We start from the raw sequence: 22788 nt of genomic DNA, 5'->3' as shown, positions 1-22788 counted from the left end.
ATTCCGTGATCAAGCTCGCACGGGTGAGCGTGAGCGGCCGCAGAGTGACACAAAGACATCTTGACGTCAAGAATTATCTGGAGTTCTTTGGCGCTGCGCCAGCTCCCGGGCTCCTCCTATTCGCCCCGCCCCACTAGGCTCGAGGGGAACGAACGTGAGGAGAACTTCCATGAGCAATCTGGCAGCCGTCGGCGTCATCGGAATGGCGGTGATGGGCTCGAACCTGGCCCGGAACCTGGCACGCAACGGCCATCGTGTGGCCGTGTGGAACCGCACCCCCAACAAGACCAACGAACTGGTGGCCGAACACGGCCATGAGGGTGACTTCGTCCCCGCCGTCGAGCTGGCAGATTTCGTCGCCTCGATCGAGCGCCCCCGCCGCATGATCCTGATGATCAAGGCCGGCGCCCCCACGGATTCCACCATCGACCTGCTGGTCCCGCTGCTCGACGAGGGCGACATCGTCGTCGACGGCGGCAACGCACACTTCGAGGACACCCGCAGGCGTGAGCTCAAGCTGCGTGACCTCGGCCTCCACTTCGTCGGCGCCGGCATCTCCGGTGGCGAGGTGGGCGCGCTGGAAGGGCCCTCGATCATGCCCGGCGGCTCCCCGGAGTCCTACGAAGCGCTCGGGCCCATCCTCGAATCCATCTCCGCCAAGGTCGACGGCGAACCCTGCTGCACCTACATCGGGCCGGATGGCGCGGGCCACTTCGTGAAGATGGTGCACAACGGCATCGAGTACGCCGACATGCAGTTCATCGGCGAGGCGTACGAACTCCTGAAGGCCGTGGGGTTCTCGCACGACGAGATGGCGGACGTGTTCGCCACCTGGAACACCGGCGACCTGGACTCCTACCTCATCGAGATCACCGCAGAGGTTCTGCGCAAGAAGGATCCCCGCACCGGCCGCCCCCTCGTCGAGGTGATCGTCGACGCCGCCGGCATGAAGGGCACCGGCACCTGGACGGTGCAGTCGGCCCTCAACCTGGGCACCCCGGTCAACACCATTGCCGAGTCCGTCTTCGCCCGCGCGATCTCGTCGGCGCCCGAACTGCGCCAGGCGGCGCGGGCCGCGTTGCAGGGTCCCGACGCGAAGATCCAGGTGGCGGATCGCGAGGCGTTCGTCGAGCAGATCCGTCAGGCGCTGTGGGCCTCCAAGGTGGTCGCCTACGCGCAGGGTCTCGACGAGATCCGCATGGCCGGGGCCGAATACGGCTGGGACATCAACGTCGGCGAGGTGGCCAAGATCTGGCGCGCCGGCTGCATCATCCGGGCGAAGCTGCTCGAGCGCATCCGCTCGGAGTACGCGGACAGGAAGCTCGCCACGCTGCTCGAGGCGCCCTCCGTGGCTGAGGGCCTGGCCGGCTCGCAGGACGCGTGGCGCGAGGTGGTGTCGGTGGCCGTCAAGGCCGGCGTCCCCGTTCCCGGCTTCGCGGCAGCCCTGGCGCACTACGACCAGGCGCGCGCACCCCGTCTCAACGCGGCTCTCACCCAGGGCCTGCGCGACTACTTCGGTGCCCACACCTACCGTCGCATCGATGCCGAGGGCGCCTTCCACATCAACTGGAGCACCGACGGCACCGAGGAGCCCGCGGACACCGCTGGCTGATGAACGCACCTGACCCGCTGGCGAACTTCTCCGCACCCACGCGCGAGTGGTTCGCCAGCGTGTTTTCGGCCCCCACCGCCGTCCAGGCCGAGGCCTGGACGGCGATCGCGCGGGGCGAGCATGCGCTCGTCGTCGCGCCTACCGGCTCGGGCAAGACGCTGTCGGCCTTCCTCTCTGCCATCGACGGCCTGGCGACGCGGCCCGAGAGGCTCCCGACTGCCGGGACCAGCGTGGTGTACGTCTCGCCGCTCAAGGCGCTGGGCGTCGACATCGAACGCAACCTGCGCGCGCCACTCACCGGCACCCGGTTGGCAGCTGAGCGCCTCGGCGTCCCGTGGAGCGAGGTATCGGTGGGCGTGCGCTCCGGCGACACCCCGCAGCGGGAGCGCGCCGCGCTCATCCGGCGGCCGCCCGACATCCTGATCACCACGCCCGAGTCGCTGTACCTGATGCTGACGAGTTCGGCCCGGCGCACGCTGACGTCCGTCGAGACCGTGATCGTGGACGAGATCCACGCCGTGGCGGGCACGAAGCGCGGCTCCCACCTGGCCCTGTCCCTCGAACGGCTGGACATGCTGGTGGGACGCGACGTCCAACGCGTGGCGTTGTCGGCCACCGTGCGCCCCATCGAGCAGGTCGCCTCGTTCCTCGGCGGCGACAGGGCCGTCACGGTGGTGGCCCCGCCAGCCCACAAGTCGTGGGACGTGACCGTGCGCACCGCGGTGGAGGACCTCACCGACATCCCGGATCCCGCCGCAGGCGACGGCACCGCAGGAGACCTGTTGGACCTGCTACGCGGCGGCCCGGCCACGAACGGCTCGATCTGGCCGCATGTGGAGCGGGAACTTTACGACGCCGTCATACAGGGCCGCTCCACCCTGATCTTCACCAACGGCCGCCGCTCGGCCGAGCGCATCACCGGCCGGCTCAACGAGATGTGGGCCGAGGAGAACGACCCCGACACGCTCCCGCCCATCCCTGCGCGCCCACCCGCCCAGGTGATGGCTCCCGTGGACACGGTCCCGGGCGCGCCGCTGGTCATCGCCCGCGCCCACCACGGCTCGGTCAGCAAGGAGCAGCGCGCCGAGATCGAGGGCGCCCTGAAATCAGGCGAACTCAAGTGCGTCGTGGCCACCAGTTCGCTCGAACTCGGCATCGACATGGGGGCGGTGGACCGGGTCCTCCAGGTAGCCTCTCCCCCGTCGGTGGCCAGCGCCCTGCAGCGCATCGGGCGCGCAGGGCACGTGGTGGGAGCCACGTCCGTGGGCCAGGTCTTCCCGTTGCACAGGGGCGACCTCGCCTCGGCCGTCGTCACGACGGAGCGGATGCTGGCCGGCGACATCGAGGAGCTCCACATCCCGCAGCACCCGCTGGACGTGCTGGCCCAGCAGACGGTCGCCGCAACGGCCGCAGAGGGCGACGAGGGGCTGGACGTCGACGGGTGGTTCGCCGCCGTCACGCGCTCGCGGCCCTACTCGGATCTGGACCGGTCCCTGCTGGATTCCGTCGTGGAACTGCTCACGGGCGCCTACCCCTCAGCCGACTTCGGCAACCTGCGCGCCAGGTTGGCAATGGGCGAGGACAACCGGCTCTACCCCAGGCCGGGCGCGCTGCGGGTGGCCGCCACCTCGGGCGGCACCATCCCGGACAGGGGGATGTTCGGCGTGTTCCTCGCCGGTGAGGAGGCGGGTGCCCGGCGGGTGGGTGAACTCGACGAGGAGATGGTCCACGAATCACGGGTGGGCGACGTCTTCACGCTGGGCGCGTCGTCCTGGCGCGTGGAGGAGATCACGCGCGACCGGGTGCTCGTCACGCCGGCCCCGGGGAACACCGGCCGGTTGCCGTTCTGGCGCGGCGAGGACGAGGGGCGGCCCGCGGAGCTGGGCAGGAACATCGGCCGCCTCCAGCGGGAGGCCTCGCGCAATCCGGAACGGCTGGACCGCCCCTTCCTGGACAGGAACACCCGCCGCAACCTGGAGCGCTACCTGGCTGAGCAGCGCACGGCGACGGGGTCGGTGCCGGACGAGCACACCGTCGTGCTGGAGCGGTTCCGCGACGAGTTGGGCGACTGGCGCGTGGTGGTCCACTCGCCGCTCGGCCGACGGGTGCTGGGGGCATGGTCGCTGATCATCGCGGACGCGCTGTCGCGGGAGGTCAGCATCGACGTGGTGCCCGTGGCCGGCGACGACGGCATCGTGCTGCGTCTGCCTGATTCGGATCTGGTCGAGCGCCTCCCCGAACTCCTCCTGACGGACCCCGACGACGTGGGCCGCATCGTCGTCGAGCAGGTGGGCGGCACGGCCCTGTTCGCAGCCCGCTTCCGCGAGTGCGCCGCCCGGGCGCTGCTCCTCCCCCGGCCCAACCCGGGCCGGCGCGCGCCGCTCTGGCAGCAGCGGCAGCGCTCGGCCCAACTCCTGGAGGTGGCCAGGCACCACCCGAGGTTCCCCATCATCATCGAGACGGTGCGCGAGGTCACGCAGGACGCCTACGACCTGCCCGGCCTCGTCGAGCTCATGCGCGGGCTGCGCTCCGGCGCGGTGCGGCTCGTGGAGGTGGTCACCGATCAACCCAGCCCGTTCGCGGCCACGCTCCTGTTCCGCTACCCGGGCGCGTTCATCTACGACGGCGACGCGCCGCTCGCGGAGCGCCGCGCCGCGCTGCTCGCCATGGACCCGGAACTCCTCGCCGCCGCGCTCGGAACGCTGGACCTGCGCGAGGTGCTCGACCCGGAAGTCGTGGCCGAGGTGGTCGCCGAGCTGCAGCGCACCGCGTCGAACCGACGGGCGGGCCACGACGACGCGGTGGCCGCGCTGCCGCGGGAACTGGGGCCGGTTCCCATCGTCGAGCTCGAGGGGAAGGTGTCGCCTGAGTGGTGGGCCGCCTCCGTCGCCACCGTGGCGGAGCGGCTCAACGAGGTGGTGGTGCTCAATCTGGCAGGGCGCCCGCACCTGGTGGCGGTCTCGGATCTGGCCCTGCTGCGCGACGCACTCGGGATCCCGGTACCCGCCGGGCACGCCGCGCCTCAGGTGGAGGGCCGCGACCCGCTGACCCAGCTCATCGCCCGCTACGCGCGTACCCACGGTCCTTTCAGTGCGCAGGAGGTGGCCGACGCGTTCGGCCTGGGGGTGGCCACCGTCGGGTTGGTGGTGGAGCGGGAGCGGGTGGCAAAGCGCCTGGTGGCCGGGCGGTTCACCGCCACAGAGCCCCAATTCGTGGACCCGGAGGTGCTCCGCCGGCTACGTAGCCGCTCGCTCTACAAGGCGCGATCGGAGCTGCAGCCCGTCTCTCAGGAGGGCTTCGCGCGCTTCCTGGCGGCATCACACCACGTCGACGACAGGCCCGTGTCCAGCCCCGACGAGGTGCTGCTCGCCCTGCAACGGCTCGCCGGAGCGGCGCTCCCCGCCAGCGCCTGGGAAACCCACGTGCTGCCAGCCCGTCTGGCGGGTTACCAGGCAGCGCACCTCGACGCGCTGCTCGCCGAGGGCGAGGTGGTGGTTCGTCTGCGTGGCTCCGCGGGGCCGAACGACCCGCTGGTGGCGTTGGTCCCGGCGGACGACCTCGACCTGCTCGGGCCACCGGATCAGCCGCCCTCGGAGGAGGCGCTCGCCGTGGCCGCCCGGCTCGCGGAGGGTGACGGTACGTTCGCGTCGATCCACGCCTCTGAGTCCGCTGTGGAACTCGCGGACGCGCTCTGGCACGCGGCGGAGGAGGGCGCGATCGCCCCGGCGTCGATGGCTCCCGTGCGGGCCCGTATCGGCGGCGCCGCCCGGGGAGCGCACAAGGCCAGCCGCCCCTCCCCCAGACGGCGTGCCCGCCTCCCCCGCCCGTCTCGCGCGCTGTTGAGTGGGCAGGGATCGCTCACCCCACCGCAGGTCTCGGGCCGGTGGTACCGGGTTCGGGACACCCAGCCCACCCCAGCTGAAGCGGCCCTGGCGTTGGCGTCCTCGTGGCTCGAGCGCTTCGGCGTGATCACGCGTGGTGGGGTGACGGCTGACGGCACGCCCGGCGGTTTCGCCGCCGCCTATCGGTTGCTGTCCAAGCTGGAGGAAGCCGGCAAGATGCTGCGCGGTTACCTCGTGGAAGGCCTGGGCGGCGCGCAGTTCAGCACGCCGGACCTCATCGAGCAGCTTCGCTCGCACGAGAACCGCGGCCCGGCCGTTGCTGAAGGACCGGCGGTCGAGGGGCCCCGCAGCCTCCCGGTCCTGGCCGCCCTCGACCCGGCCAACCCGTACGGCTCGATCCTGCCCTGGCCCGCGCACCCGACGGCCCACCCTTCGCGCGCGGCCGGCGCCCTCGTCGTGCTGGCAGACGGCGTCTGCCTCGCCCACCTCACCCGCGGGGGCCGCATCCTCACCCTCTTCGGCGGCTCCGAGCACCGCGAACGCCACGCCACCCTCGTCATCCACGCCCTCGTGCGCGCCGTGGGCGAGGGCCGGATGGGCAGGCTCCGCATCGAAGAGGTCGACGGCGAACGGGTGGGTTCGTCGGGCCTCGAGGCCACGCTGCTGGCCGCCGGTGCACGGCTCACGCCGAAGGGCATCACGGTGGAGGCGCCCCGTGCCTGAGGGCGACACCGTCTGGCAACTGTCGCAGCGGCTCCAGCCCCTCGTCGGGCGGACGATCGAGCACAGCGACTTCCGCGTGCCCGCGCTCGCGACTCAGACCTTGGTGGGCACCACGATCGACCGCATCTGGCCCTACGGCAAGCACCTCTACTGGCAGTGCGCGGACCGCATCCTGCACACGCACCTCCGCATGGACGGCACCTGGCGCATCCATGCGGTCGGGGCGAAATGGTCGGCGCCCGCCCATACCGCCCGCCTGGTGATCCGGCTCGACGGCGGGGTCGAGCTGGTGGGGCATTGGCTCGGCGTCGTCGAGCTCTGGCCCGCCAGGGAGTACGACCGACGCACCGCCCACCTCGGCCCTGACGTGCTCGCCGACGACTGGCACTCCCCCGGCCGCTGGGAGCCCACGGGGCGCGACGAGGCGGTCCGCCGGGTGTCGTCGCGCCCCGAGCGGACCATCGGCGAGGCGCTGCTGGACCAACGCAACCTGGCAGGCCTCGGCAACGAGTACCGCGTCGAAGTCTGCTTCCTGCAGGGCCTCCACCCGACGACATCGGTGGCCCTGTGCGACGTCCCCGCCGTCGTCGACCTGGCCGCGAAACTGATGCGCGGGAACCTCACGAACCCCGTCCGGACATTCACCGGGATCCACCGGCGAGGAGAGAACACGTTCGTGTTCGGGCGCAGGCACCGCCCGTGTCGCCGATGCGGCACGCTGATCGAGGCCTCGGAACTGGGCGGCGGCAGGTCCGTCGCCGACGCAGATGCGGACCAGCAGCGCGTCATCTGGTGGTGCCCCACCTGCCAGCCCACCGCCGGTTGAGCCGCAACGCTGGTGGAGCCCCAACGCTGGTGGAGCCGCAACGCTGGTTGAGCCGCGAGCCCTGCGAGCGTGTCGAAACCCCCAAGCGTCCACGACCACCCCGACCACCACCGTCGTTGTCCACAGCCCTACCGTGTGACCCACTGCAGCATGGAAGCTCGACCCATGCCATTCGTGTACATCCTGGAATGCAGCGACGGATCGTTCTACGTGGGCTCGACGTTCGACATCGATGCCCGCCTCTCACAGCACAACGACGGGAAGGGAGCCAAGTACACCGCGAGGAGGCGACCCGTGAAGCTCCGTTGGATGGAGGAGATGGACTCCATCGAGGAAGCCTATGTTCTCGAGAAGCGGGTGCAGGGTTGGAGCCGCGCCAAACGGCTGGCACTCATCGAGGGGCGAGTGTCAGACCTCCCCCGGCTGTCGAAACGCGGGTATCGCCCGTCTCAGGACGGGTGACCTCAGCGGCGTTCCGGCCGGGGGCCTTCATTCGGGTTGTCGGTCAGCTCACCGGGTTTCGACACGCTCGCAGAGCTCGCGGCTCAACCAGCGTGAATTCGCAGAGCTCGCGGCTCAACCAGCGTGAATTCGCAGAGCTCGCGGCTCAACCAGCGTGAACTCGCAGAGCTCGCGGCTCAACCAGCGTGAACTCGCAGCGCTCGCGGCTCAACCAGCGACTCGCGGCTCAACCAGCGGGAGCGACGAGGTGCTCCCGGAGCGACTCACGCAGCGACTCCGGCAGCTCCGTCTTCCGATGGTCCATGTCGGCGATCACCAGGATGGTCCGGGCCCGGTTGTGCACCGTGCCCGTGGCCGGGTCGACGATCTCGGAGGCCAGGACGATCGACGACGAGCCCAGGTGCACCGGGGCCACGCGCACCTCGTACGGCTCAAACCGGTGCTCAAGCTGCGCCAGGTAGTCGACGTCCTGCCGTGCGATGAGCCACATGTGCCGCGAGCCCTTCGAACCCGCCCGCGCCATCGTCGGGTCCCACTGCGTGGTGGCGGTGATGCGCGCCTGTTGCAGGTAGTCGTAGACCTTCGCGTTGTTGACGTGACCGTAGCTGTCCAGATCCGTCCAGCGCACCGGCAGCGCCACGGGCGTGCCGCGGCCCTCCAACGACGGCGACTTCAGCTCGCGCAGCGCCTGAACCTCGATGCGGTGGGCCTCGAAGAACGCCCGGTACTCGGGCTTGAGCTTGATGGGCTTCTGCTCGTCGAAGCTGAACGCACACAGCATGGTGCGCGCCCGCATGGCCACGTCATCGCCCTGCTTCACCTCGTAGGCGATCTCCACCCGCGAGGCACCCAGCTTCGAGATGCCCAACTCGACGACCACCGCGGGGCCGTCGTAATGGATCGGGCTGCGGTACTCCACCTGGTGGGCGACCACGACGATGCCCTCGTCGAGCAGGGGCGACGCGGCGCCGTCGCGCAGGAAGACGACTCGGGCCTCCTGCAGGTAGTCCACCATCACCGCGTTGTTCACGTGCCCCTGCGCGTCCATGTCCGACCAACGCAGGGGGCACTCCCAGCGGAACAAGGGGTCAGTCCTCCCGCGGGTAGAGGGTGTCGACGACGTCGGCGTACTTGTCGGTGACCGCGCCCCGGCGCACCTTCATGTTGGCCGTGACGCCGGCGTTCTCGACGGTCAGCTCATGGTCGAGGATGGCGAACTTCTTCACCGTCTCCCACTTCTCGAGCCGCTCGTTGACCCGCGCCATCCACTTCTCGATCGACGCGTGGATCTCCGGGCGCTGCGACAGCTCGGCGTAGCTGAGGTGCCCCAGGTCACGCTTCTCTGCCCAGGTCTGCAGGAGCGCGGGGTCGAGCACGACCAACGCCGACACGTACTTCCTGCCCTCGCCCACCGCGATCGACTGCGACACGTAGGGGATGTTCGCCTGGATGGCGCCCTCCACCTTCTGCGGCGCGACGAACTTGCCCCCGGAGGTCTTGAACAGGTCCTTCTTGCGGTCGGTGATCCGGATGTGGCCGGTGGGCGCGATCTCGGCGATGTCGCCGGTGTGGTACCAGCCGTCGTCGTCGATCGCCTCCGCCGTCTGCTCCGGCAGGTTGTGGTAGCCGGGCGTGATGATGGGGCCGCGCAGCAGCAGCTCGCCGTCGTCGGCCAGCTTGGTCTCGATGCCGGGCAGGATGGGGCCGACGGTGCCGAAGTGCGGGTCGCGCGGCAGGTCCACCGACGCGATGGCGCTGGTCTCGGTGGCGCCGTAGCCCTCGACGATGAGGATGCCCGCGCCGTAGAACCACTTCTGGATCTGCGGGCTGAGCTTCGCCGAACCCGAGATCATGAACTTCATCTTGCCGCCGAGGCGTTCCTTCAGCTTCGAGAACACCAGCTTGTCGGCGAGCTTGTACTGCAGGGCCAACGCTCCCGACAGGGACCGACCCGCCAGGCGGTCGTCGATCGACCGGTAGCCGACGGAGAACGCCCAGCGCGCGATCTTGCCCTTGAGGCCCGTGTTGCCCGTCATGACGGCGGCGCGGACCTTCTCGAAGATGCGCGGCGCGCCACACATGAAGGTGGGGTGCACCTCGCCGAGGCCCTGGACGATCTTGTCGATGCGCCCGTCGACGGCGGACGCGAAGCCGTAGTCGAGTTGGGCGGCGATCAGCGCCTTGCCGAAGACGTGGCTGAGCGGCAGCCACAGGAACTGCAGCTCGTCGGGGCCGATGATGTTGAGGTACTTCGTACCCGACCCCTCGTAGGCCCACGACAGGTGGTTGAGCCGCACGCCCTTGGGGCGGCCGGTGGTGCCCGAGGTGTAGATGAGGGTGGAGAGGGTGTCGTGGTTGGTGGACGCGACGGAGTCGTCGAGCGCGCTGGGGTGCTCGCGCAGGTGCGCCTCGCCCAGCTCCATCAGCTTGTCGTAGGAGATGATCCGCTCGTCGAACGTCACTCCGGTGCCGTCGATGACGACGATGGTGTGCAGCTGGTCGTCGAACTCCGCGTCGTCGAGCACCTTGGCCAGCTGCGTCGCGTTCTCGGCCACGAACACGACCGAGCCGGAGTCGCCGACGATGTAGTGCACGTCGCCGGAGGCGGTGTTGGGGTAGACCGTGGTGGTGGCGCCTGCGGCCAGCGCGATGGCGAGGTCGAGGAAGATCCACTCGACCCGGGTGCTCGAACAGATCGCGACGCGGTCCTCGTACTTCAGGCCGCGCGCGAGGAGGCCGGCGGCCAACTTCTCGATGATCTCGTTCGACTGCCGCCAGCTGAGGCTGCTCCAGGTGTTGGGGCCCTCCGAGGCGCCGTCGGGGTACATGAACGCCACCTTGTCCGGCGTCTCGGCCACCCGACGTCGCAGCATGTGGCCGACAGAGTCGGCCGCCCCCGCCATGATCTCTTCACGAACTCCCATTGGGTCCCTTTCCACGTATCACGCAAGGTTAACGTGACTGCGCGGCGTCGGCTAGGCATATAGGACACCAAGTACTTGAATCCTCAACCAATGTGGTAGTCTTGATACATGTCTGAACCAGTAGCAGGCTGGCTGACCGAGAGCCAGCAACGTGTCTGGCGGAGCTACCTCCTGGCCAACACGCACATCAACGAATACCTCGACGAGGCGCTGAGGCAGTTTAACCTCTCGCTGCCCGAGTACGAGGTATTGGTGCGACTCAGCGAGTCGCCCAACCACACCGTCCGGATGGGCGAACTCGCCTCCTCCGTCGGCCACTCCCGCTCCCGCCTGACGCACACCGTCAAGCGCATGGAGAAGATGGGCCTGGTCTCGCGCAACTCGTGCGACTCCGACGGCCGCGGCGTGCAGGCCACCATGACCGAGGAGGGCTACGACCTCCTCAAGCGGGCGGCTCCGCACCATGTCGACTCCGTGCGCCGGGTCTTCGTCGACGCCATCGACCCCGACGACTACCTCGCGCTGGGGCGCGCCATGCAGGCCGCGCTCGCCGTCGTCGACTGACACCGCTTGGACACCTTTCGACAATCCGGCGGGGACGCAGGAAACTAGGGGGGTGACTGTCGACACCGCCGCCCCCCACGCCCGCCTCCTCGAGGAGCTGGGCAGCCTGGCGAGCATCGTCGACACGAGCACGCTCACCCGTGCGATGTACTCCTCCGACGCGTCGCTGTACCGCGTCGAGCCCCTCGCAGTCGCCTACCCGCGCACGCCCGATGAGCTGATCGCCGTCGTGCGGGCCGCGCTCGCCACCGGCACCCCGATCACCGCCCGCGGCGCCGGCACGTCGTGCGCCGGCAACGCCGTCGGGCCAGGGCTGGTCATCGACGTCGCCAAGCACCTCAACACCATCCACGAGATCGACGTCGAGGCCGGGCTGGCCGTCATCGACCCGGGGGTGGTGCAGGACCAGCTCCAGCTGGCCGCCCGCCCGCACGGGCTGCGCCTCGGGCCTGACCCGTCGACGTCGAGCCGCTGCACCGTGGGCGGCATGATCGGCAACAACGCCTGCGGCCCCCGCGCGCTGGGCTACGGCCGCATGGCCGACAACGTCGTGGCGCTCGACATCATCAACGGCAAGGGCGAGCTCCTCACCCTCGGCGTCGACGACGTGCCCGAGCTGCGCTCGCTCGTCGCCGCCAATCTGGGCACGATCCGCACGGAGTTCGGCACCTTCATCCGCCAGGTGTCGGGCTACTCGCTCGAACACCTCCTGCCGGAGAAGAAGTTCGACCTGCCCAAGTTCTTCGCCGGCACCGAGGGCACCCTCGGCGTCATCGTGCGTGCCACCGTCCGCCTCGTGACCGATGCGCCGTTCAGCGTCATGGTGGCGCTGGGCTACCCGACGATGCCCGACGCCGGCGACGACATCTCCAACCTGCTGCGCTTCAGGCCCACCGCCTGCGAGGGCCTCGACCGCCGCATCGTCGACGTGGTCATCGCCAAGAACGGCCCCGAATCGGTCGGGGAGCTGCCGGCCGGCGACGGCTGGATGTTCCTGGAGATCGTGGGCGACGACCCGCAGGAGGTCCTCGAGCGCGCCCACGCCGTCGTCGCCGGGTCGGCAGCGACGGAGGGATGGGTGGTCGAGGACCCCGCCCGCGCCAACAGCCTCTGGAAGATCCGCGCCGACGGCGCAGGCCTGGCCGGCGTCAGCCTGGCCAACCCCGCCTACGGCGGCTGGGAGGACGCGGCCGTCCCGCCGCACAACCTGGGCAACTACCTGCGCGCGTTCGACGCGCTGCTCGCGAAGTACGGCCTCCAGGGCCTGCCCTACGGGCATTTCGGCGACGGCTGCGTGCACTGCCGCATCGACTTCCCGCTGACCGCGCCGGACGGAGCGCAGCAGTACAAGGCCTTCGTCGAGGAGGCCGCGCAGCTGGTGGCATCGTTCGGCGGCTCGATGTCGGGTGAGCACGGCGACGGCCGGGCCCGCTCGGCGCTGCTGCACCACATGTACTCCCCCGCGGCCCTCGAGCTGTTCACGCAGGTCAAGCGCATCTTCGACCCCGAGAACCTCCTCAACCCCGGCGTGCTCGTCGACCCGGCGCCCGTGGAGGCCGACCTGCGCATGGTGGCGGCGAGCCGCTCCCCGCTGTCGCTCAGCGACGCCGAGTTCGTCGAGGCCGTGCACCAGTGTTCCGGCGTGGGCAAGTGTCTGGCGAACTCGACGGCCTCCGGTGGCGTCATGTGCCCCAGCTACCAGGCCACCCGCAACGAGAAGGATTCGACGCGGGGCCGGGCCCGCGCGTTGCAGGAGATGGTCAACGGGTCCCTGATCAGCGGCGGATGGCGCTCACCCGAGGTGCACGCGGCGCTCGACCTGTGCCTCAGCTGCAAGGGCTGCGCCCGCGACTGCCCCACCGGCATCGACATGGCCGCCTACAAGGCGCGCGTCACCCACGAGACGTACAAGGGCCGCCTGCGTCCCCGCAACCACTACGCCCTGGGGTGGCTGCCGCGGTGGGGTCGCCTGATCACGTCCGTGCCCGGCCTGGGCCGGCTCGTCAACCTCGTGGGCGCCACTCCCGGCCTGGGGCACCTGCTGAAGTTCGCTGCCGGCGTCGACGGTCGACGGCAGATCCCCCGCTTCGCCTCGAAGACGGCCCGCCGCCGCGTCCTCGGCGCCCGCAGCGCACGAGCGGCTGCATCGCAGGCTTCCAAGGGCCGCGTCCTGATCTGGGTCGACTCGTTCTCCGACTGCTTCGAATCCACCTCCTTCGCCGCGATGGTGCAGGTGCTGGTGCGGCTGGGTTACGAGCCCGAGGTCCTCGACGAGACCGCCTGCTGCGGGCTCACCTGGATCTCGACCGGCCAGCTCGACGGCGCCCGCAGGCAGCTGACGAACGCCGCCGCGGTGCTGGCCCGCTACGTCCGCGACGGCGTCCCGATCGTCGGGGTGGAGCCCTCGTGCACCGCCGTGTGGCGCAGCGACGCCCCGGAGTTGCTGCCCCATGACGAGAACGTCGCCGCGCTCAACGGCACGGTCCTGACGCTCGCGGAGTTCCTCACCGCCGACCCCGACTTCGTCGCGCCTGACCTGTCGGGCCACACGATCGTCGCGCAGCCGCACTGCCACCATGCCTCCGTGATCGGTTGGGCGAAGGACCATGCCATCCTCCTGGCCACTGGCGCCGACCTCGTGCAGGTGGGCGGCTGCTGTGGCCTCGCCGGCAACTTCGGCGTCGAGATCGGCCACCATGAGGTCAGCGTCAAGGTGTTCGAGCACGACCTCGGCCCCGCCGTCGAGGCGCACCCCGACGCCATCGTGCTGGCCGACGGCTTCTCCTGCCAGACGCAGCTGAGCTCGCTCGCGGGTCGCTCGTCGATGTCGCTGGCCGAACTCCTCGCCACCCACTGAGCCGGTCCCTGAGCGTCACGGGTGCGAGGAACGAGCGCCCTGACGACGAAGGGCCCCAAGCCTTCAGACATCCTGCTGGTCCCTGAGCGTCACCAGTGCGAGGAACGAGCGCCCTGACGACGAAGGGCTCCGACGACCTGCAGAATTGATGCAACCGTTTGCAGCGCCGGTGCGTATTCACAGCAAGACACGCTGAGAGGAGGCGCCCATGGACGAGGCCCAGTTCGACCGGTTGTACACCGGCTCGTTCCAGAAACTCGTCGGCCAGATCTACGCAATGTGCGGCAATCTGACCGAGGCGCAGGACTGCGTCCAGGAGGCGTTCATCCGCGCCTGGGACCATCGACGAAAACTTGACTGGGAACAGAACCCCGAGGCCTGGATCCGCACGACCGCCTACCGGTTGGCGGTGAGTCGCTGGCGCAAGGCGCGCCGGGGGTTCCGCCAGCCAGACCGCGCCGTCGAGCCGGAACGCACCTACGAGCCGAGCCCTGACCGCATCGCCATCAACAAGGCACTTGATCAGCTGCCAGCCGATCAGCGCCGCGCCATAGTGCTGTACCACCTGTGCGACATGAGCGTCACGCAGGTCGCCGACGAGGTCGGCTCCCCCACCGGGACCGTGAAGGCCCGTCTTGCCCGAGGTCGCGCCACGCTCGCGCGTCTGCAGCCGACCGAGACCGTGACCTCGGGCACCCCCGTGGTGCCGCCGACGGATCCGACGGTGGCCCCGCCGTCGTACGTGAACCTGCCCACCGCCGAGATGCTGTTCCCCGACTACTCGCCCGGCGAGGTCAAGGCGGAGTACGAGGGCCTCAGCCCGGACGCCCCGGTGCTGTGCCTCCCCAGCGAGTACGGCAGCCCGGTCACGGTGTTGACCCGCGAGTACGGCACGCAGGGCGACTGGCCGTCGTTCATCACTGCCGTGGTCTTCGGCTACGAGTCGCCAGAGGCCGCGTCTGACGGCTACGACCTCATCACCGAGGCCGCCGCCACCTGCCCTGAGCCGAACCCCAGCTTCGGGCCGGCGTCCGACCTGCGGATGCAGGACCTCACGGGTCAGGTGCCGTTCGACGACTCCACCGTCGACGCCTCCCCTGCGCGGATGACCTTCCACAGCGGCAGTGTCCTGCTCACCGAGAAGCAGGACATGGGGGTCTTCACCGACATCGCGGTGGTACAGGCCGGCGAACGCGTGCTGCTGATGACCAGCGCCTTCGAGGGCACGGACCACAACTGTGCGCCGGGCCCGGACGACCCGGACATGGAGCAGTGCCAGGTCCCCGCCGCCATCCCCCAGGCGGTCGAGACGTTGGTTGAGCCCGGCTGACGCGACGAACGAGCTCCACGTTGGTTGAGCCGGGCTGGCGCGAGGAACGAGCGCCACCCCGGTCGAAACCCCCCAGACAAACCTGCAGCCGCATGGGTCGCCTGGGGGGTCTCGCATGTCCGGGCTCAGCCGGCGATCCTGTTCCACCTGTGCACCGCCAGCTCGCCCTCGACGATGATCGAGCCCAGCAACGAGAGGTAGAGCAGCGGAATCGTGACGAACAGGAGGCTCGACAAGCCGTCGGCGAAACCCTGCCCCAGCGCCCTCATCACCAGCGACGGGTACACGTCCCCCGGTCGCGACTCCGGCAGCGCCAGCGCGAGCACCAGCCAGGCGCCGTAGTAGCAGAACGACACTGCGGCCCCCACCGGCCCCAGCCAGTGCCGCCACTGCCTGCGCCGGTAGCTCCACGCGAGCATCCAGGCGATCAGTTGTCCTGCGATGATGGCCGGCAACCCGATGGTGGCCAAGAGTGCGAACGTCATGTCTGCCGGCGCCGTCGCGAGCCGCAGCGTGGCCAGCGCTAGGGGCAGCAGCACCGCGCCCCACCACAGCCCCTGATAGGCGTATTCGCCCAGCGGGTATCGCGGCACGGCTGTCGGCGAGGGCATGCTTTCAACACTACAAGGGGCCTCCCGTTCACCTTTTGGCTACCCAAATCGTCCCGGAGTTTGCCGGGTCACCAATTGTTCACCTTGGGTTGCTGGGCCGTTTACCGATCAGGTTGGTACCCGCCGTCCCACTGGAGAAGTATGAGTCCGTCGTCACTGGGGGACTGTGAAGAGGGGGTTCGGGGTGACCGATGCCGGGCAGACACGCCTGCTGCCAAGGGTTGAGGAGGCACGCACCTCCTCCCCCCGGCGAACCCTCGAGACCCCACCGGCTCCTGAGCAGGAGCGACGCAGCCGGCGTGCGCTGGCAGGGCGCGAGTCCACCGTCGACCGGGTGTTCCGGGCCTCGGCGTACACCGCGGGCGGCATCACCGTGGCCATCATGCTGGCCGTGGGGCTGTTCCTCTCCGCCCGCGCGGGCGACGCCCTCGGGAAGGCGGGTTTCAGCTTCCTGACCGAGACGGACTGGCAGCCCCAGGCGGGCACGTTCGGCGTTGCCGCCATCCTGTTCGGCACGGTCACCATCGCCCTCATCGCGCTGGTCGTGAGCGTGCCGATCTCGCTGGGCACCTCGCTGCTGCTCTCCGAGGTCGTCACGGGGCAGCTGCGGCAGTTCCTCATCACGCTGGTGGACCTCATGGCCGCCGTGCCGAGCATCATCTTCGGGCTCTGGGGCGTGTACTTCCTCCAGGCCGAGATCATCCCGGTGTCGGAGTGGATCTCCACGTACTTCAGCTGGATCCCGGTGTTCGCCGTGACCGACGCCGAGGGTGAGCCGTTCACCGACGCCAGCGCGTTCACGTCGTCCGCCTTCCTGGCCGGCATCGTGGTGGGCCTCATGGTGGTGCCCACCATGACGGCCATCATGCGCGAGAGCTTCTCCCGCGCCCCCGTCGGCGAGCGGGAGGGTGCCTACGCGCTGGGGTCCACCCGATGGGGCATGATCCAGGCCGTGGTCCTGCCGTTCGGCAAGGGCGGTGTCATCGGCGGCGTCATGCTGGGCCTCGGCCGCGCGCTGGGCGAGACCATCGCGGTCTACATGATCATCAGCCCCATCTTCACCATCAACTGGCAGGTGCTGAAGACCGGCACCAACTCCGTCTCCGCGCTGATCGCGCTGCGGTACGGCGAGGCCACGGAGTTCGACCTGTCGGCGCTCATGGCGGCCGGGTTGGTGCTGTTCCTCCTCACCCTGCTGATCAACTTCACGGCCTCGTCCATCGTGGCCCGCTCGCGGTCGGGGGCCGAGTCCGATGTCTGACACCCTGTTCCGCCAGGCCACCGCCACCCGGCCGCGCACCACCCTGCCCACCCCGGTGGCCGGCAACGACGGCCCGCGCCGCGAGGTACGGGGCGCCACGTTCCGGGAGCGCTACGACCTCATCGGCGCGGGCGCGGCCGCCGTCTCGCTTGCCACGCTGCTGTTCGGCTGGTTCGCGCCGTTCTCCGGCTACATCGGCTGGGTCGTGGTGGCGTTCCTGTGCTTCCTGGGCATCTACGCGGTGCTGGTCTCGCTCGACAACAACCGCCTCGACGTGGCGGACCGGGTGATGACCGTGCTGTTCGGCAGCGCCGGCTTCCTGGTGTTCAGCTCGTTGCTGTTCATCGTCGGCTATACCCTCCTCCGCGGGCTCGACGCCCTGCAGCACCCGTCGTTCTTCGTCGAGACGATGAAGTACACCGGCCCCGTGGACCCGCTGGACCAAGGCGGCATCCTGCACGCCATCGTCGGCACGCTCATCCAGATCTCCCTCGCGCTGGCCATCACCATCCCGCTGGGCGTGGGCACCGCCATCTTCCTCAACGAGGTGGGTGGCCGCTTCGCTCGCTTCGTGCGCACGATCTCCGACGCCATGACCGCGCTGCCGTCGATCGTGGCGGGCCTGTTCGTCTACGCGGCCGTCATCCAGCTGGTCACGCAGGAGCGCAACGGCATCGCCGCCTCGATCGCGATCATGGTGATGATGCTGCCGGTGGTCATCCGCTCGGCGGACGTGGTGTTGCGCCTCGTGCCGCAGAACCTGCGCGAGGCCTCCTACGCGCTGGGCACGTCGCGCTGGAACACGGTGCGCTACGTGGTGCTGCCGACGGCGAAGTCGGGCCTGGTGACCTCCGTCATCCTCGGCACCGCCCGCGGCATCGGTGAGACCAGCCCCGTGCTGCTCACGTCGGGCATCACCGCCGCGCTCAACGCCAACCCGCTCAGCGGCCCCATGATCTCGCTGCCCCTCCAGGTGTTCGACTTCGTCCGTTCGCCCGAACCGTCGATGATCGCACGCGGCTTCGGCACCGCGGCGGTCCTGATGTTGCTCGTCCTCGTCCTGTTCGTCGCCGCCCGCGCGCTCGGCGGCCGCGGCCCGGGCGAGCTCACCGGCCGTCAGCAGCGAGCGGTGCGCGCCGCGTCGAAGCGCGACGTCCAGCGGTTCGCCGCCCGCCAGGCCCAGATCACCGTGATCGAGCCGGCCAACCTCACCCTCTCCCCCGCCCGCCACAAGGAGTCCTCATGACGCGACGCGCCGTGTTCCTCGCCCTGGCCATCCTCATGGTCGTCATGACGGCACCGACCGGAACCGCCCGGGCCAACACGTTCTACCCGATCACGGGCACCGGTTCCACGTGGTCGCAGAACGCGCTGGACCAGTGGCGCGCCAACGTGTCGCGCAACTACTCCATGACGGTCAACTACTCCGGAGTGGGCTCCACCTCAGGCCGCCGCGACTTCATCGAGGGCTCCGTCGACTTCGCCATCTCCGAGATCCCGTTCCAGGCCAAGCCCGAGGACAACTCCGCCCCCGAAATCTCGCCCGTCGGGTTCGCCTACCTGCCGATCGTGGCCGGCGGTACCAGCTTCATGTACAACCTGAAGATCAACGGCAAGCGGGTGACGAACCTGCGCCTGTCCGGCGAGACGGTGACCAAGATCTTCACCGGCGCCATCACGAAGTGGAACGACCCCGCCATCGTCGCCGACAACCCGGGCCTCGTCATGCCCGACCGTGCCGTCGTGCCCGTGATCCGCTCGGACGGCTCCGGCACCAGTGCGCAGTTCACGCTGTGGATGTCGAAGCAGTTCCCGAGCCTGTGGACCAAGGGCATGACCTCGCAGTACCCCATGTTCGGCAATGCGAAGGCGCAGAAGGGCTCGGACGGCGTCTCGGGTTATGTGGCCCAGAACTACGGCGAGGGCGCCATCACCTACGTGGAGTACTCGTACGCGAAGAAGGCTGGCTTCCCGGTGGCGAAGCTGCTCAACAAGGCCGGCTACTACGCTGAGCCGACGGCGTTCTCCGTGGCGGTGGCGCTGACGAAGGCCGGCATCAACTCCGACCTCACGCAGAACCTCGACGGCGTCTACAACGACACCGACCCCCGCACCTACCCCCTGTCGAGCTACTCGTACGCCATCGTGCCCACCGAGATCAAGGCCGGCCGCGACATCTTCGACGAGAACAAGGGCAACACGCTGGGCGCGTTCCTGCGCTACGTGTTGTGCGAGGGGCAGCAGCAGGCGGACACGTTGGGGTATTCGCCTCTGCCGATGAACCTGGTGATGGCCGGCTCGGACCAGATCAAGCGCATCCCTGGCGCAGGCAACACCGGCGTCGACTTCAACGGCTGCAACAACCCCACGTTCAAGCCCGGCGATTCGCCCAGCAAGAACCAGTTGGCCGCCATCGCGCCGCAGCCGCAGCCCTGTGACAAGCAGGGCCCGACGCAGTGCACCACCGGCACGGCCGGGGCCCCCGCGGACACGCCGGTGAAGCCCGAGGCACAGAACCCCGGCACGAACCAGCCGGGGACCAACCAGCCCGGCACCAGTCAGCCGGGCACCAACCAGCCCGGCACCAACCAACCGGGCACCAACCAGCCCGGCACCAACCAACCGGGCACCAACCAGCCCGGCACCAACCAACCCGGGACGAACCAGCCCGGCACCAACCAGCCCGGCACGAACCAGCCGAGCTCGAACGGGGCCAACCCCGACGCGCCAGGTGTGCCCGGTGATCCCGGCGCCGTCGACGCAGGCCTCATCCCCGTCTACGACGAGGAGGGCAACGTCATCTTCGACGCCGCCGCCGGGGTCGACGGCGCCGTACCCGGCAGCAACGGCACCGTCATGCGTGCCCAGGCCAGCCCCTTCACGCTCCCTGAGCGTGGGATGGGCACCGAGCAGTGGTTGATGATCGCCGCCGTCGTGCTCCTCATCGGCGCCGTCGTGGTGCCGCCGCTGGTGGGTTCGAGGCTGAAGGGTGGTTCCGGTGCAGGCCTCTAGCAGGACCTCCGCGAAGCGCCGCGTGGCCGCCGCACTCGCGCTGCTCGCCGTCGGCGTGGCCACGGTGCCGCTGGCCTCCCCTGGCCAGGCCCGGGCGGACGAGGCGGCCGCCTCGTCGGCCGTCACGGTCACCAACAAGGACTACGCACTGAGCCCCGACGACGCCCCCTTCCCGGATCTCGAGGTCACCGTCTCCCAGACGAGCGACCTGGTGGGCCAGGGCATCCGGATCACGTACAAGGGCGGTGCGCTGTCGTCGCGCCCACAGGGTTCGGTGGGCGGCGAGAACTTCCTCCAGGTGGCACAGTGCTGGGGCGAGGACCCGGACAACCCGGGTCACCCCGACCGCCGTACGTGCCAGTACGGCGGCACGAACATGTACGGCGCTCGCAGGGACGGGGGCCGTGAGGCAGACTCTGTGCGGCCCCAGGACGAACGGTTCACGGCAGCCGGCCAGTGGGCCGACTGGACGGCGATGCCCTTCGTCGCCTGGAACGCCGACGGAATCGTCGACGAGGCCGAGGCGCCGGCAGACAAGGTGCTGAGCAACCTCACGCCGGGCGCTGACGGCACGATGAAGATGAAGCCGGAGAAGGAGTGGGTCAATCTCGCCACGAATCGGTACTACAACGCCACGTCGACCAATGAGATCAGTTGGGCGCCCTTCGGGCCAGACGGCACCGGGTCCATCCCGTTCGAGATCCAGACGGCTGCCGAGTCGCCAGGCCTTGGGTGCGGCAATCCCATCACCGCGAACGCCACCGTCACCGGCAGTTCGTGCTGGCTGGTCGTCATTCCTCGAGGCCTCTCCGACAACGGAGCCCCAGACATCAGTTCGCAGACCTCAGGGCTGTGGTGGGACGCCTGGGAGCACCACCTGGCCGTCAAGCTGGACTTCAAGCCGCTGGGCTCACGCTGCGAGCTGGGCGCCATCGAGAAGCAGTTGGCGGGCAGCGAACTCGCGGCATCCGCGATCGCGTCATGGCAGCCCGTGGTCTGCCAGCAGGAGGGTGGGGCGCCGTTCACATTGGCGCAGGTGCCCGAGCCCGACGCCCTGTTGTCCGCAGCCGGCCTGGAGCCAAGCGCATTGGCGCTCGCGTCGCGTCCCCTCGACATCGACAACCTCGGTTGGGACCGTGACCCGCTGGCCTATGCACCCGTTGCGCTCGGTGGCATCAGCGTCTCGTACGTGGTTGACGCAGCACCGAACCCGCAGACCGCGCCGGAACAGTACAAGGTGCGGCGGGGACTGCCCCTGCCCGAGATGCGCCTGACGCCGCGCCTCCTGGCGAAGCTCCTGACCGCCTCCTACCTCTACGCGGTCCCCACGCGGGCAGAGGTCGAGCACGTCCAGGGCAACCCGTGGACCATCGTCTACGACCCTGACTTCCTCGAGATCAACGATCCGGAGTGGGCGGCCCAGGCCATCACCGACATGTCGGTGGCCGACGCCTTGATGCCGCTGGGGCGCTCCGACCTCGCCCGCCAGGTCTGGGAGTACATCCTCGCCGACCCGGAGGCGAAGGCGTGGCTTGACGGGCAGCCGGACCCCTGGGGCATGAAGGTGAATCCCTGGTACTCCACCAACCCGGCCATCAACCCCAGCGGTGTACCGCTGGAACTGCCCACCGATTCCTTCCCGAAGGCAGACCCGATCGAGCGCCCCGACAACACCACCACCGAGCCCATCAACGGCACCGGCGCCGTCAACCTCGTGACGTGGCGGCCGTACTCCAGCAGCTTCGCCGACGGCGCGCGGCGGGTGCTGCGCGGTGACGGTATGATCCTGGGTGACTGGGACAGGCTCGCCCGGCCCCCGAGATTCTCCAGCTCGCTGCGCCAGTTGCCCGGCAACCAGCACGTCATCGGGTTGAGCTCCACGCCTGCGGCCCAGCAGTACCAGACCACGACGGCACTGCTCCGCAACCCCGCGGGACAGTTCGTGGCACCCACCCCCAGTGCTCTGAGCGCTGCTGCGGGCGCCATGGAACCCGTGTCCGGACACCCTCAGGTGCTGTGGTTCGACCCGTCGTCGAACAAGGCGAAGGCCGCCAAGACCGCCTACCCGTTGACGTTGCCGGTGTACGCAGCGCTCAATCCACAGCAGAAGGACGCTGAGCTGCGCGGCGCGTACGCGGACCTCATCACCTATGCGGTGGCGGACGGTCAGCAGCCCGGAACCAGTGACGGACAGCTCCCCCCCGGCTACGCCCCCCTGCCGGACGCCTGGCGGAAGCAGGCCCTCGCGGCGGCAGAAGCCATCGACGCCGGTGGGTGGCCGCAGCCGAAGCCTTCGCCCACGCCCAGCGCATCACCGAAGCCGTCCTCCTCGGCCACCACCGCGCCTGGTGGCAGTCCGTCGCCCATCGGCACCGTCACACCAAGTGTCACGGCCTCCCCAAGCGCGGCGCCCACCACGGCGCCCGGAACGCCGGCCCCGAATACCCCCGGCGCGAATGCGCCGGTGTATCCGCAGCCGCCGCTCGCTGCCCCCAGCACCCCGGCCGGCTCACCAGTGGACGGGGCCAGCGTGCCGCCCGTCACTGGCGGTACGGACCCGAAGCCCAACGGTGCTCCGGCGGGAGCACTCGTGGGGGCCGAGACTCCTACCGACCCGCCCTTGGGCCCCATCAGCGCCGTCGTCCCCGCCACAGGCTTGGTGGGCTTGGCAGCGGCGCTGGGCATCCCGGTGATCTCGCGTATCCGGCGGCAGCCGTGACGCGGCGGATCACCCCCAGAAAGCTTCAGGCCGGGAGCGCTGCAT

General features: G+C 69.7%; 14 protein-coding genes. 11 read left to right on the top strand and 3 right to left on the bottom strand.

The window, feature by feature from the left end:
• Positions 1-169: 169 nt before the first annotated feature.
• The 4 genes from gndA to ABEA30_RS14935 all read left to right on the top strand — a co-directional run bounded on the left by gndA (position 170) and on the right by ABEA30_RS14935 (position 7465).
• Complete coding sequence (gndA, locus tag ABEA30_RS14950) at positions 170-1612, top strand: NADP-dependent phosphogluconate dehydrogenase (protein ID WP_345584265.1); 1443 nt, start codon at positions 170-172, stop codon at positions 1610-1612.
• Positions 1612-6177, top strand: coding sequence for a DEAD/DEAH box helicase (locus ABEA30_RS14945; protein ID WP_345584263.1), 4566 nt, complete (start codon positions 1612-1614; stop codon positions 6175-6177). Before gndA ends, ABEA30_RS14945 begins: the two co-directional genes overlap by 1 nt.
• The gene (locus ABEA30_RS14940) at positions 6170-7003 is read left to right on the top strand and encodes a DNA-formamidopyrimidine glycosylase family protein (RefSeq protein WP_345584261.1); all 834 of its coding nucleotides are present in this window, start codon (positions 6170-6172) and stop codon (positions 7001-7003) included. The genes ABEA30_RS14945 and ABEA30_RS14940 overlap by 8 nt, the downstream gene beginning before the upstream one ends.
• Positions 7004-7168: 165 nt before the next feature.
• Positions 7169-7465: a GIY-YIG nuclease family protein gene (locus ABEA30_RS14935; RefSeq protein WP_345584259.1), complete on the top strand. Its 297-nt coding sequence runs from the start codon at positions 7169-7171 to the stop codon at positions 7463-7465.
• A gap of 226 nt (positions 7466-7691) precedes the next feature.
• Here ABEA30_RS14935 and ABEA30_RS14930 read toward each other — a convergent pair whose 3' ends face one another.
• Both ABEA30_RS14930 and ABEA30_RS14925 read right to left on the bottom strand, forming a co-directional pair.
• A complete protein-coding gene (locus tag ABEA30_RS14930; protein WP_345584257.1) occupies positions 7692-8513 on the bottom strand; it encodes an acyl-CoA thioesterase in 822 nt (273 codons plus the stop codon).
• Positions 8514-8553: 40 nt separating this feature from the next.
• A complete protein-coding gene (locus ABEA30_RS14925; RefSeq protein WP_345584255.1) occupies positions 8554-10389 on the bottom strand; it encodes an AMP-dependent synthetase/ligase in 1836 nt (611 codons plus the stop codon).
• Between the two features lie 108 nt (positions 10390-10497).
• Here ABEA30_RS14925 and ABEA30_RS14920 point away from each other — a divergent pair, with 108 nt between their 5' ends.
• From ABEA30_RS14920 to ABEA30_RS14910, 3 genes are all read left to right on the top strand, one after another.
• Complete coding sequence (locus tag ABEA30_RS14920) at positions 10498-10953, top strand: MarR family winged helix-turn-helix transcriptional regulator (RefSeq protein ID WP_345584253.1); 456 nt, start codon at positions 10498-10500, stop codon at positions 10951-10953.
• A 145-nt stretch (positions 10954-11098) separates the two neighbouring features.
• Complete coding sequence (locus ABEA30_RS14915) at positions 11099-13810, top strand: FAD-binding and (Fe-S)-binding domain-containing protein (RefSeq protein WP_386085110.1); 2712 nt, start codon at positions 11099-11101, stop codon at positions 13808-13810.
• Positions 13811-14018: 208 nt separating this feature from the next.
• Positions 14019-15140: an RNA polymerase sigma factor gene (locus tag ABEA30_RS14910; RefSeq protein WP_345584249.1), complete on the top strand. Its 1122-nt coding sequence runs from the start codon at positions 14019-14021 to the stop codon at positions 15138-15140.
• Between the two features lie 125 nt (positions 15141-15265).
• Here the strand turns inward: ABEA30_RS14910 and ABEA30_RS14905 are convergent, their stop codons facing one another.
• On the bottom strand, positions 15266-15751 hold the full coding sequence (locus ABEA30_RS14905; RefSeq protein ID WP_345584247.1) for a hypothetical protein: 486 nt from the start codon (positions 15749-15751) through the stop codon (positions 15266-15268).
• Between the two features lie 184 nt (positions 15752-15935).
• On the opposite strand from ABEA30_RS14905, the gene pstC reads away from it, so the two are divergent.
• The 4 genes from pstC to ABEA30_RS14885 are packed head-to-tail and all read left to right on the top strand — an operon-like array spanning position 15936 to position 22743.
• Positions 15936-17012 carry a phosphate ABC transporter permease subunit PstC gene (gene pstC / locus ABEA30_RS14900; RefSeq protein WP_345584245.1) on the top strand — a complete coding sequence of 359 codons (1077 nt, stop codon included), beginning with the start codon at positions 15936-15938 and terminating at the stop codon, positions 17010-17012.
• Positions 17005-18258, top strand: coding sequence for a phosphate ABC transporter permease PstA (gene pstA, locus ABEA30_RS14895; RefSeq protein ID WP_345584243.1), 1254 nt, complete (start codon positions 17005-17007; stop codon positions 18256-18258). The genes pstC and pstA overlap by 8 nt, the downstream gene beginning before the upstream one ends.
• Positions 18255-20024, top strand: a complete 1770-nt coding sequence (pstS, locus tag ABEA30_RS14890; RefSeq protein ID WP_345584241.1) for a phosphate ABC transporter substrate-binding protein PstS — start codon at positions 18255-18257, stop codon at positions 20022-20024. The genes pstA and pstS overlap by 4 nt, the downstream gene beginning before the upstream one ends.
• Entirely contained in the window at positions 20011-22743 is a 2733-nt protein-coding gene (locus ABEA30_RS14885) for a type 2 periplasmic-binding domain-containing protein (protein ID WP_345584239.1), read from the top strand. Before pstS ends, ABEA30_RS14885 begins: the two co-directional genes overlap by 14 nt.
• Positions 22744-22788: the final 45 nt, after the last annotated feature.

This window comes from Tessaracoccus lubricantis (assembly GCF_039544535.1).
Lineage (GTDB): Bacteria > Actinomycetota > Actinomycetes > Propionibacteriales > Propionibacteriaceae > Arachnia > Arachnia lubricantis.
This window is presented reverse-complemented; position numbering and strand designations above follow the sequence as displayed.